At 39.4% G+C, this 13,240-nt stretch carries 10 protein-coding genes and 1 riboswitch; all 10 genes read left to right on the forward strand.

Annotated elements, in window-relative coordinates:
• On the forward strand, nucleotides 1–335 hold a 335-nt coding region (locus Q0F90_RS00485), incomplete at its 5' end, for a transglycosylase domain-containing protein (RefSeq protein ID WP_296002032.1).
• 355 nt (nucleotides 336–690) lie between these two features.
• Complete coding sequence (locus Q0F90_RS00490; RefSeq protein WP_296002036.1) at nucleotides 691–1,902, forward strand: argininosuccinate synthase; 1,212 nt, start codon at nucleotides 691–693, stop codon at nucleotides 1,900–1,902.
• Complete coding sequence (gene argH, locus Q0F90_RS00495) at nucleotides 1,902–3,329, forward strand: argininosuccinate lyase (RefSeq protein WP_296002039.1); 1,428 nt, start codon at nucleotides 1,902–1,904, stop codon at nucleotides 3,327–3,329. Before Q0F90_RS00490 ends, argH begins: the two co-directional genes overlap by 1 nt.
• Before the next feature lie 635 nt (nucleotides 3,330–3,964).
• Entirely contained in the window at nucleotides 3,965–5,296 is a 1,332-nt protein-coding gene (potE, locus tag Q0F90_RS00500) for a putrescine-ornithine antiporter (protein WP_274204167.1), read from the forward strand.
• Between the two features lie 541 nt (nucleotides 5,297–5,837).
• Nucleotides 5,838–6,025: riboswitch (cobalamin riboswitch) on the forward strand.
• A gap of 166 nt (nucleotides 6,026–6,191) precedes the next feature.
• Nucleotides 6,192–7,130: a nickel ABC transporter permease gene (nikB, locus tag Q0F90_RS00505; protein ID WP_296002046.1), complete on the forward strand. Its 939-nt coding sequence runs from the start codon at nucleotides 6,192–6,194 to the stop codon at nucleotides 7,128–7,130.
• Entirely contained in the window at nucleotides 7,130–7,951 is an 822-nt protein-coding gene (gene nikC, locus Q0F90_RS00510; protein ID WP_296002049.1) for a nickel transporter permease, read from the forward strand. The genes nikB and nikC overlap by 1 nt, the downstream gene beginning before the upstream one ends.
• A 149-nt stretch (nucleotides 7,952–8,100) precedes the next feature.
• Nucleotides 8,101–9,666: an ABC transporter substrate-binding protein gene (locus tag Q0F90_RS00515; protein WP_296002051.1), complete on the forward strand. Its 1,566-nt coding sequence runs from the start codon at nucleotides 8,101–8,103 to the stop codon at nucleotides 9,664–9,666.
• Between the two features lie 12 nt (nucleotides 9,667–9,678).
• On the forward strand, nucleotides 9,679–10,476 hold the full coding sequence (locus Q0F90_RS00520; RefSeq protein WP_296002053.1) for an ABC transporter ATP-binding protein: 798 nt from the start codon (nucleotides 9,679–9,681) through the stop codon (nucleotides 10,474–10,476).
• A complete protein-coding gene (locus Q0F90_RS00525; RefSeq protein WP_296002054.1) occupies nucleotides 10,469–11,284 on the forward strand; it encodes an ABC transporter ATP-binding protein in 816 nt (271 codons plus the stop codon). The genes Q0F90_RS00520 and Q0F90_RS00525 overlap by 8 nt, the downstream gene beginning before the upstream one ends.
• Before the next feature lie 378 nt (nucleotides 11,285–11,662).
• Nucleotides 11,663–13,216 carry an ABC transporter substrate-binding protein gene (locus tag Q0F90_RS00530; RefSeq protein WP_296002079.1) on the forward strand — a complete coding sequence of 518 codons (1,554 nt, stop codon included), beginning with the start codon at nucleotides 11,663–11,665 and terminating at the stop codon, nucleotides 13,214–13,216.
• The last annotated feature ends 24 nt before the right edge of the window (nucleotides 13,217–13,240 follow it).

Raw genomic sequence — 13,240 nt, forward strand, 5'->3', positions numbered from 1 at the left:
AGGCCATTCTCGCTAGTGAAATGGAACATTACTACTCAAAAGAAGAAATCCTAACGATGTATTTGAATACCGTATATTATGGTCATAACTACTACGGTATCTACGAAGCATCCCATGGATACTTTGGAACGAGTCCGAGCCGATTGACCTTGGCCCAAAGTGCACTTCTCGCAGCATTACCTAATGCGCCATCCTATTTAGATCCGTATACGAACTATAAAGGGGCAAAGGCTCGACAAAAACTCGTTCTAGAGCAAATGGTAGACCAAGGCATGATTACACAAGCCGAAGCGGACTATGCGTACCAACAAGAACTAGGACTTGTAGAAGAGTAATGTAATATAAACTTTATATATAACTAATGTATCTAATAACATATAACTAAAGTATTTAATTATATGTAATTAAACATATCTAATAATATATAACTCAACATATCTAAATAAGCTATATTGTGTAGGGGGAATACATAATATAGCTTATTTTATATCCAGATAGTTACATTCCGAAATATATTATTAAATTGAATAAAAATAATACTTGCATTTATAATTATACAGGTGTATACTATTTTTTGTCAGAAGGCGGAAGTGACCGTTGGTAGCAGATACAACCACGGTGCTTTCACAATCATCTGATATAATATTGATTATATGAGTATAAATAGATAGTAGTTTATGAGGTGTTATCATGGGTAAAGCAAATAAAGTAGTACTCGCATATTCTGGCGGTTTGGACACATCCGTTATCATTCCTTGGTTAAAAGAAAATTATGGCGCTGAAGTTATCGCCGTATGCGTAGACTTGGGTCAACCTGAGGATTATGATGCAGTTGAGAAAAAAGCAATCAAATCTGGTGCGTCTAAAGCGTATATCGTGGATGCTAAAGAAGAGTTCGTAAAAGATTATGTATGGCCAACAGTAAAAGCGGGTGCCATTTACGAAGGTAAATATTTATTAGGTACATCCTTCGCAAGACCTTTAATCGGTAAAATCCTCGTAGATATTGCTGAAAAAGAAGGTGCTGATGCTATTGCTCACGGTGCGACTGGTAAAGGTAATGACCAAGTTCGTTTCGAACTCGCTATCAAAGCATTGGCTCCAAATATGAAAATCATCGCTCCTTGGAGAGAGTGGGATTTGAAATCCAGAACAGACTGCATGGAATATGCTGCTAAACATGATATTCCAGTTGTAGCTACAAAATCCCATCCATATTCTATGGACCAAAACGTATGGCATTTGTCCCATGAAGGTGGGGATCTTGAAAATCCAGCAAATGCTCCTAAAGATGATGTGTACTTGGTAACACATACTCCTGAACAAGCTCCAGATGAAGCTGGTTATGTAACTGTATCCTTCAAAGATGGCGTACCTGTAGCTGTAGATGGTCAAGAAGGTACTCCATTACAATTGTTAGAAAAACTCAACGAAATTGGCGCACACTATGGTGTAGGCGTTGTAGATATTGTTGAAAATAGATTAGTAGGCATGAAATCCCGTGGCGTTTACGAAAACCCAGGAGGATCCATCATCATGTATGCTCACAGAGAACTTGAATACCTCTGCCTCGATAGAGCTACATACCACTACAAAGAACTCATTGCTAACAAATACGCTGAACTCGTATACGATGGCATGTGGTTTGCACCATTGATGTATGCTTTACAAGCGTTCGTTGATGAAACTCAAAAAACTGTAACTGGTGATGTAAAACTTAAATTGTACAAAGGCAATATCATTTCTGCTGGTGCTACATCTCCATACTCCTTGTACAGCGAAGATTTCGTAACATTCGAAGAAGACGATGTATATAACCAAGCTGATGCGGCTGGTTTCATCAACTTGTTCGGTTTACCTCTCAAAATTAATGCATTGATGAAAGAAAAGGCAGGTAAATAATGGCTAAATTGTGGGGCGGGCGTTTCACAAAAGGCACAGATAAAGCGGTAGAGGATTTTACATCCTCTATCGCTTTTGATGCGCGGCTGTACGCCGAAGATATTGCGGGTAGTAAAGCACACGCGACTATGCTAGCAAAACAAAATATTATCTCCGACGCAGATCGGGACGCTATTGTAGCGGGCTTAACAAAGATTAAAGGCCAAATCGATAAAGGGGAGTTTCCATTCTCCGTGGCTCTTGAAGATATTCATATGAATATTGAAAAACGCTTAACCGATGATATCGGAGAAGCCGGTGGTCGTTTGCATACAGGCCGTAGCCGTAATGACCAATGTGCAGTCGATTTACATATGTACGTTCGTAAATCTGTTGTAGAAATGGGCGAGCTTATCGTAGATATGCAAAAGGCACTCATCGAAACGGCTGAAAAATACAGCGATGTCATCATGCCTGGCTATACGCATTTACAACGGGCACAACCTGTATTGTTTGGTCATCATATGATGGCATACTTCTCCATGCTAGAACGCGATTTTGATCACTTGTTGATGGTCTTCAAACATGCGGATATCATGCCACTTGGTGCAGGTGCGTTAGCTGGCTCTACATATGGTATTGATCAAACCTATACACAAACGCTATTGGGCTTCTCCCGTATTTACGAAAATAGTATGGATGCCGTATCCGACCGTGATTATGTAGTTGAATTCTTGTCCTTTGCATCTCTTGTGATGATGCACTTAAGCCGTCTTAGTGAAGAATTGATTTTGTGGTCTACTAACGAGTTCAACTTTATTGAACTTGATGATGCTCACTGTACTGGCTCTAGCATTATGCCACAAAAGAAAAATCCTGACGTATGTGAGCTCGTGCGTGGTAAAACAGGCCGTACCTATGGCCATTTGTTGGGGCTTTTAACTACATTAAAAGGCTTGCCACTTACATATAACAAGGATATGCAAGAGGACAAAGAGGGCATCTTTGATGCTATCGATACAGTACACTTTGCATTGTCCATCAATGCAGCAATGATTCGTGGTATGAAGGTTAATGGGGCCCATATGAAAGCTGTTCTCGATGATGACTTCTCTAATGCTACGGATATGGCAGACTATCTTGCGAAAAAAGGCGTTCCATTCCGTGAAGCCCACGAAATCGTAGGTAATGCTGTTCATCATTGCATCGAAAAAGGCTGCGTATTGCTTGATTTATCTGTTGAGGATTTCAAGGCTATCTCTGATCACTTTGATGCTGATATTCTCGATGCCATTTCTATCGAAGCCTGTGTAGCAGGACGTAATAACTACTCTGGTACAGCTCCAGAGTGTGTGGAACGTCAACGGAACAATGGTAAAGCCCTTATCGCTGCAGAAGAAAAACAAATTGCTGAATGGAAAGCGATTGTTAATTCTGTACAAGAGTAATTATTTTACGTAAGTCATATAATTTAAATTAGGGCAGCCTATTGTACAAGGATAATATTTGAAATAACCGTAAAGAAGTGTTACGAGTTTCAAATTTTACATTAAATTTTAAGATCGATATACATATAAGTCTTGTTTAAGAACTCTATAGTTAGGTCAAAGCTTATGTGTATATCGATTTTTTTCGTTTAAAAGCTAGATAATACCTGTAAAAAGGCGTTTTTAATTGATAATTTACTATTAAAATGGTGTATATTTGTGTACGCATACAGTGGACTATGAGAAAATAATAGTCTTGTACTAGGACACTATAATCGTGATAGATAGGAAAAATTACATATATACACAGAATAAAATAGGATAAAAATATACCTTGTCATTGTTAAAATGAGTTCTGTTCGTTTTAGATGATAAATTACCTATAATTTATTCAATTCGTGTAATATAGCTTGTCCGCCAATAAAGTACTTTCATTTTGGTTTCATAGGTGTTATTATTTAATTCGTAATAAGAATAACAACGGTAAATTCACATTCAAGCCCATCACAGCACGAACTGGATTTACTTAGCGGTATATTATATTTAAGTGAATTATGGACGAGAAAAAATTCACCTTAGTGAAAGGGGATTGATACATGAAAACGACCGCTAAAAAAATGTCTGTATTCCAGCTAACCACAATGGTAGCAGCCAATATGCTAGGAGCTGGGATCATTATGTTACCAACTAATTTGGCTCAAGTTGGTACTATTTCAGTTTTATCTTGGCTCGTGACGGCTGTGGGTGCGCTTTTACTAGCGTATATTTTTGCTCAAGCGGGTATGTTCTCCCAAAATAAAGGGGGCATGGGCGGTTATGCAGAACACCGCTTCGGTAAAACTGGACATTTTATGGCGAGCTATGCTTACAGCATATCTCTCATCATTGCTAATATCGCCATCGCGGTTTCTGCCGTAGGTTATGGCGCAGCTTTCTTTGGTGTTGACCTTAATGCGACACAAACAAGCCAAGTAACAATTGTGCTTTTGTGGTTTGCAGCGATTTTGAACTTCCGAGGCAATCGCTTCACAGGTCGACTCAGCAACATGACTATTTGGGGCTCTATTGTTCCGGTTCTTCTAATCGGTACAATCGGCTGGTATTGGTTTGATCCGTCTATCTATTGGGCGGCATGGAACCCAAATGATCTTCCGCTTTATGATGCGGTAAAACAATCTATTTCCCTAACTTTATGGGGCTTCCTAGGGTTTGAGTCCGCAGCGGCTAATGCTGATGCTGTTGAGAATCCAAAGAAAAACGTACCTATTGCAACTGTAGCAGGTACATTAGCAGTGGCGGTGGTTTACATCTTGTCCACAAACGTTATGGCCGGTATCGTTCCTAACGTTGACTTATTAAATTCTAACGCGCCATTCGGTTTGACATTCGTATACATGTTCAATGATACAATTGCAAACATCGTTATGGCTGCTATGGTTATTTCTTGCTTTGGCGCTTTACTTTGCTGGCAATTCACATTGTCCCGCGTATTCAAAAGCGCAGCGGAACATGGTTACTTCCCTAAAGTATTCGCTCGTGTAAATAGCAAAGACGCTCCTGTTCGTGGCGTATTCATTTTACTTGCTGTTGAAACATTACTTACTTTGTTCACTGCAAGCGACTCCTTGCGTGAGCAATTTGAAATCTTAGTAAACTTAGCGGTTGTAACTAACGTAGTACCGTATGTATTGTGCATCTTAGCAGTACCTACAATGATGCGTATGGCTGGCGTAGCTGAAAGCCGTATCAAACGTTCTAACTACTTGTTCGGCGCAGGCGTTATCTACTGCTTATATGCAATCTACGCATGTGGCTTTGATGCTATGGTAGGTAGTGCAGTAGCGGTAAGCATCGGCTTCGTGATCTATGTTTTGCGTAAAGCGTGGGATACACGCAGAGCGCACCGCTTACAACAAAGTATCGATTAACTGAATATCTCTCGTCTTATTAGAGGCTGTTACTTAGTAACAGCCTCTTTTTCGATGTTGTTTGTAAGGGGGAGGTCTGTAAGACTGCATTAATTTTACGTAAGCAAATGTTAGGCTTTTAGGACGTGCAGGCGGGTATACAAGAGGATATACAAAAGGGTATACAAGAGGAGATGCAAGAGAGTATACAATAAGCATAGATAATATATTATATGTACTTATTAATTATAGCTTTATTAATTATGATTTGTTGGCAGTTGATCAATAGAGTAAAAGATTTTTTGATATGTATAAAAAGATTTTATAAGAAAATTATCATTATCATAATAATTAATATATATACAATTGCATACAGTTAATACAGTGAAAAATCATATATATAAGGTGATTTATATAGGTTTATACATGGATAGGGGCTTAATTACTAATCGATATTTTTTATTAGTATAAAAATTATATTGAAAATCCACGATGTATGCATACCCCTAAGGGGTATATGTATTGTAAACAGAATATTAATATAGTATATTTATAATCGATAAAAATGAATGAACTAGTGAGTGTCGGTGTTTGCCGAGCGCAAAAGAGGAAAATGGGTGTAAATCCCATACTATGCAAATAGCTGTAATGAGGAGCAAGGTTTCATTATAGGGTCACTGGGAAACTGGGAAGGCCGAAATGTTGCAATGAATCAGAGTCAGAAAGCCTGCTCTAAATAGCATGGTATTGCATATACTATGCTTAATTTAGGTTAGTCAGGCGACTAGCCTTTTTTGTTTCTCCGGTGACTATCTTCATTCCCTTATTTTCGTGCATTACTGCTACGTTGAGCGGGGTGTAACATTAGTTTTTCTTTTGATTTGTTGTTAGTGTTTAGAGAGTTTAGGAGGCGCCTATGGGCAAACGCTTTGTCAAACAGTTAGGACAATTTATTGTGACCCTGTTTGGCATCACATTTTTGACATTTTGTCTCACCTATTTAGCACCAGGCGATCCAGTAACGATGTTACTAGAAACGGCAGATACCATCGTATCTCAGGAGCTCATCGATGAGACTCGAGCTCAGCTCGGGTTAGATAAACCGTTTATAGTGCAATACGCAAACTGGGTTGTGAATGCTGCACAAGGTGACTTAGGGATGAGTTATTCCTCTAAGAAACCTGTTGTAGATCGCATGTTAGAGGCTTTACCAGGCACGGTTGCTCTTGCAGGGACTGCATTAGTGTTTACATTACTCTATGCATTGCCGGCTGGGATTATTAGTGCATTGAACCGTAATAAATGGATAGATTATCTGTTACGGGCTGCATCCTTTGTAGGCGTATCTATGCCTACATTCTGGTTAGGTCTTGTACTGATTTACATCTTTGGTCTTAAATTAGGTCTTGTACCAATTGCATCATCTCGTGTGACTGCTACAGGCGTTATTTTGCCTGCTATTACATTAGCTGTTGTAGTAGGGTCCAAGTACATGCGCCAAGTTCGTCTCGTTATCCTTGAAGAAATGGAAAAAGATTACGTTATCGGTGCTCGCGCTCGTGGTGTAAGTGAAGTAAAAATTTTATTCGGGCATATTTTACCTAATGCAGTACTACCACTTATCACCATTTTAGGTGTTCTCATTGGTTGGTTATTGGGTGGTGTAGCCGTTGTAGAAATGGTATTCTCTTGGCCAGGTCTTGGGAATATGGCAGTATACGCCATTACTATGCGCGACTATCCATTGATTGAAGGCTTTGTGTTGTGGGTTGCTTTAGCTTATATGTGTATTAACGCATTAGTTGATGCATCATATATCCTATTAGACCCTAGATTGAAAAGGGAGAGAGCATAATGGCAGAATTTATTCAAAAACATAAATTGTTCTCTTTCTACAGCGCATTAATGATTATCGTAGTCCTCGTTGCTATTTTTGCACCTTGGTTGGCACCAGGTGATGCTTTCTCATCCAATATGAGTCAAGCATTACAAGCGCCAAGTAGTCATCACTTATTTGGTACAGATAAGCTAGGTCGTGATGTATTGTCTCGTGTTATTTACGGTACACAGTTATCCTTGTTTATGGGGGTAAGCATCGTTGTTATCATGGTAAGTGTTGGTACTGTTATTGGTGCGGTAGCTGGTTATTTCGGCGGTAAGATTGAGATTATCCTTATGCGTCTTGCAGATATTATGCTATCCTTCCCTGGCGTTGTATTAGCCATTGCTATTGCTGGTATTTTGGGCGGTAGCATTGTGAATACGATAATAGCGCTATCTGTAGTTGGCTGGGCAAAATATGCTCGTATCGTACGCTCTATGACTTTGAAAGTTCGCGGTGAAGAGTATGTAACGGCTGCCGTTATGATGGGTGCGTCTACAACGACTATCTTAAGACGTCATATCATTCCTAATATCCTTCCTCTTGTTGTTACAACTGGTGCGCTTGATATTGGGGCTATCATGATTGAAGTAGCAGGTCTTTCATTCCTTGGCTTTGGTGCTCAACCACCAACACCAGAATGGGGCCTTATGCTTAATGAAGGACGCCAATATTTGCAAACTAGCCCATGGCTTATGGCATTCCCTGGTATGTCCATCCTTATCGTAGTTGCTATTTTTAACCTTTGGTCTGATTCCTTACGGGACGTAGTGGATCCTAAGAACCAAGGTTAGTTACGTGTGATGCTTATTTATAGATAGCTTTGTGAAAGCTATCGGATAAATAAGCAATACTGTGGTTTTTCCATTATGACTATTATGGTTTGTAGTAGTTATGATGTGTATGTTTTATGTTTATATGTAATTGTACAAGGAGATTTTACATGAAAAAATCTTGGAAAAAAGCCCTCTTAGCAGGTCTTAGCATTGTAATGATGGGTTCCTTCATCGCAGGTTGTGGCTCCAATGGTGGTGCTAATAACAAAGACGTATTAAAGGTTGGCGTAACTAACTTCGCATCTACATTAGAACCTACAGAAAACTTCTTCGCCTGGGTTGTAATGCGTTATGGTATAGGTGAAACATTGGCTAAATTTGACGAACAAATGAAGCCTCAACCTTGGATTGCTTCTAAATGGGAAGTATCTCCAGACCATAAGACATGGACTTTTACTATCAACGATAAGGTAAAATTCTCTAATGGTAAAAAAGTAGATGCAGCAGCTGTTAAAGCATCTATCGAACGCTCTTTTGAAAAAAACAATCTTGCAAAAACATTCTTTGAATATGATTCCATCGAAGCAAATGGCCAACAATTGGTAATTCATACGAAGAAAGAATATCCTAATATGCCTGGTCTTTTAGCTGACCCATTGTTCCTAATCGTTGACGTTCAATCTGAAAAAGATGGTCGTAACTTCGCCAAAGAAGGTCCTATCGGTACAGGCCCATACGTAGTTAAATCTTTCACAAAAGAACGTGCTGAAATGGCCGCCAACGAAAACTACTGGGATGGCACAGTACCTTTCAAAACTGTAGAGATTCCTTCTATCGATGATCCTAATACACGTGCTATGAGCTTACAATCTGGTGATGTTGATATGGCTGTTAACATCGGTGCTGGTGAAATTGGCTTATTCCAAAATAACGATAAGTTCAAGGTTGATGAAATTGCATCCCTTCGCGTAGTATTGGCTCGTATTAACCAAAAAGGCGTTCTTGGTGATGACAAAGTTCGTGCAGCTGTTATTTCTGCAACAGACCGCAAAAACTATGCTGATGTATTATTAAAAGGTACATTCATTCCTGGTTCCGCTCCAATTCCACCATCCGTGGACTATGGCTTCAAAGATTTGAAAGATCCTAATGCATATAATCCTGAACGTTCTAAACAATTGTTAGCAGAAGATGGCTGGAAAGATACCGATGGCGACGGCATCCTTGATAAAGATGGCAAACCATTAACATTCAATTTCGTAGTATACAACTCTCGTGCTGAATTACCACTTTATGCAGAAGCTGTTCAAGCAGACCTCAAAAAAGTTGGTATCGACATGAAAATTAAAACAGTTGACTATAACTTGGTTGATAAAATGGGTAAAGAAGGCGACTATGATATGCTTATTTCCAATATCGTAACTGCTAATACAGGCGACCCAATCTGGTTCTTAGGTAACTACTGGCATACTAACGTAGATGGTTCCAATCCTCAAAATGGTTCTGGTTACTCCAACCCACAAGTTGACCAATTGTTAGATGCAGCTAAAACTGAATTCGATCCTGCTAAACGTCGTGAATATGCAATCCAAATTCAACAATTATTGATGAATGATGGCGCTGCATTATTCTTAGGTTACCCTAAAACTAATATCATAACTGGCTCTTACTTGAAAGGTGCCGTAATGTACCCAACTGATTACTACTGGATTACAAACAAAATTACTAAATAATAAGGAGCTATAATGGCAGAAAACGTACTAACTGTAGAAAACCTTAACATCGCGTACCAAGGTGTGCCTGCTGTTATGGATGTGAATTTTACCTTGGAACGCGGCAAGGTATTAACCATCGTAGGCGAGTCCGGATCTGGTAAAACTACCGTGATCCGGGCCCTCATGGGTTTACTACCTGTAGGTGGTGAAGTTACAGATGGTTCTATGATCTTTAATGGTCATGACCTTCGTAACCTGTCTAAATCTGAATGGAGATCTTTGCGAGGCAAAGATATGGCCATGATTTTCCAAGATAGTGGTAGTGCCTTAGATCCAATCGTCCGCATTGGTAAACAATTCAGAGAATTGTTCAAGTCTCATATTGAAATCTCTAATGAAGAATGTGATCGCCGTGCTATTGAATTGCTAGAATCCGTATCTCTTCCTAATGGAGCAGATATGCTTCGTCGCTATCCGCATGAATTATCTGGCGGTCAACGCCAACGTGTTGGTATTGCTATGGCGTTGGCATTAGATCCAGTACTACTTATTGGGGATGAACCGACCTCTGCACTAGACGTTACGACACAATCTCAAGTGGTAATGCAAATGCTTGAATTATCTAAAGAGCATAATTCTGCCATTGTTATGGTAACCCATAACCTTGGTGTAGCGGCCTATATGTCTGACTATATCATTGTTATGAAAAAAGGCCGTGTCGTAGATGCCGGCACACCACAAGACATTTTGGAACATCCATCTAATGAATATACGAAGCAATTAAAAAATGCGGTACCAACATTGGGAGGAGGTCGTTACATTGACTAACTACGCTGTAGAATTAAAAAATGTATGTAAACGATTCCCACTTCCTACAGGTGGTGAGCTGGAAGCATGTAAGGATATTAATATTACCTTAGAAAAAGGCCAGTCCCTTGGGATTGTAGGGGAATCTGGCTCTGGTAAAACGACTTTGGTTCGTATGATCATGAAGATGTTGCCTATTACGGAAGGCGAGATTTACGTAGATGGCGTAGAGATTCAGCATATGAACTCTGAGCAAACAAAAGAATACCGCAAGAAAATTCAAATGGTATTCCAAGACCCATCTGCAGCATTTAATCCGCGTATGAAGGTAAAGGATATCATCCTTGAGCCATTATATAACTTTGGCCTTTTAGAAAAAGGGAAAGAAGAACAAATTGCTGGCGATTATCTTGAGATGGTAGATTTACCTCGCGAGTTTATGCATCGCTATCCTCATGAAATGTCTGGTGGTCAACGTCAACGTGTGGCCATTGCCCGTGCTATCGTGTTAGAGCCTGAAATTCTCGTATTAGACGAAGCCACTAGTGCTCTAGACGTATCTGTACAAGACTCCATTGCCTATTTATTGGCGCGTTTACAAAAAAAGAAAAACTTAACATACATATTTATCGCTCATGATATCGCCTTCATTCGTACTATGTGCCACAAGGTGGTCGTAATGTACAAAGGGGCTATCGTTGAAGAGCTAGATGCATTCCATTTAGCCGATGCAAAGCATCCGTATACAAAGGTTCTATTGAGCTCTATCTTTGAAATTGGCCAAGATCATAAGCCACTTACACTAGAAGAGGCTACATTAGAAGCATAATATAAGAAATACATTCAAGCGTATAGATTTAACATGTAGAGTTTTAAATCTGATAGGTATATTACAATAGCAGTTAGTTTAAAAGCTAACTGCTATTTTTTTACACTAAAGTTAGGTATGAATAATTTTTGAATAGGTATATCGAAATATTTCGTCAATATGCATTGTGTTAACACCCAATATATAGTATAGTTGACTATATGAAATATACCCCTATGGGTATAACGAGATATGCTCATATGAAGTGATGTACATAGATTCTCTCTATATTAACTGTTGTAAAAAGCGGGTTAGGTTTACTAGGTTATGTTAAGGCAAAACATAGTGAGTATCTGAGCATAAATGATAGTTAATGTATGTAGAAAGGTTAGGTGTGTAATGAAAGGGTTTCGTAAGGCTTTATTAATTGGCATGACCTTAGGTATGACCGTGCTAGGCACAGTTGGTTGTATGAATCAAGAGGCTGCTCCATCTAATGATGTGCTAAAGGTAGGGGCCATTAGCTTTGCTGGAACATTAGAACCAACAGAAAACTATTTCAGCTGGGCCGTTGTACGCTTTGGCGTAGGTGAAACGCTCATTAAGTTTGACGATCAAATGAAAGCAACCCCATGGCTTGCCACCTCTTGGAAACAAGGTGATGACAAGTTGACCTGGACTTTCACCATTAACGATAAAGTAAAATTCTCTAATGGTAAAAGTTTGACCGCAGAGGCTGTAAAAGCATCTCTAGAAAGAACCTTTGCTAAGAGTAAAAGAGCAAAAACGTTCTTTAACTATACAGACATCACCGCTAAAGGTCAGGAATTGACGATTAAGACTGACAAGGAATACTATAACTTGCCAAACTTGTTAGGGGATCCATTGTTCCTAATTATGGATGTCACAGCAGAGGCCGATGGTCGTGATATTGCGAAGGAAGGTCCTATCGGTACGGGCCCTTATGTAGTATCCTCTTTCACAAAAGAGCGTGCAGAACTAAAACGTAACGATAACTATTGGGATGGTAAGGCCGGCTTTGCTAAGGTTGAAATTCCATCCATTAACGATGCCAATACACGTGCTATGGCATTGCAAGCAGGCGATGTAGATATGGCCGTTAGCATTGGTCCTGGCGAATACGGTATTTTCCAAAATGATAAGAACTTTACTATCTATGAAGTAGCTTCCTTGCGTGACGTATTTGTTCGTATGGGGCAAAAAGGTAAGCTTAAAAATCCTGATTTGCGGGCGGCCCTCATAGCTGCAGCAGACCGTGAGTCTTACGCAAAGAATCTTATGAAAGATACCTTTGTACCTGGTAAGGCTCCATTGCCACCATCCATTGACTATGGCTTTAACCAACTGCGCGATCCTAATAAATATAATGTAGAACATGCTAAAGAATTGCTTAAACGTGCAGGCTATGAAGATACGAATGGCGATGGCATTGTAGATAAAAACGGTGAAAACCTAGTGCTTGATTTCTATGCCTATACATCTCGTCCTGAATTGCCATTATATGCAGAAGCATTACAAGCAGACTACAAAAAAATTGGTGTAGATTTACAAATTAAAATCGTAGACTATGCTGTGATTGACACATTATCTCAATCTGGCGATTATGACATGATTATCTCTAGCGTAGTAACTGCTAATACAGGTCAACCAGTATGGTTCTTGAAACAATACTGGGGCACAGGTGTTGAAACTAATGGTACGGGCTTCTCCAATCCGCGTTTCGATGAATTGTTAGCCCTTGGTGAAAGTGGTAATGATCCAGTGGTACGCCGTAATGCGGTTATCAATGCACAACAACTTATGTTAGATAACGCGGTAGCATTGTTCTTGGGCTATCCTAAAGTCAATATCGTAGGTAATAAGAAGATTGATGGTATTAAGATGACACCATCTGAATACTACATCATTACGAAAGACCTTAAACTTAAATAGACAAAAAAGAAGAGGACCATTTGG

The sequence above is a fragment of the uncultured Veillonella sp. genome (assembly GCF_934190855.1).
Lineage (GTDB): Bacteria > Bacillota > Negativicutes > Veillonellales > Veillonellaceae > Veillonella.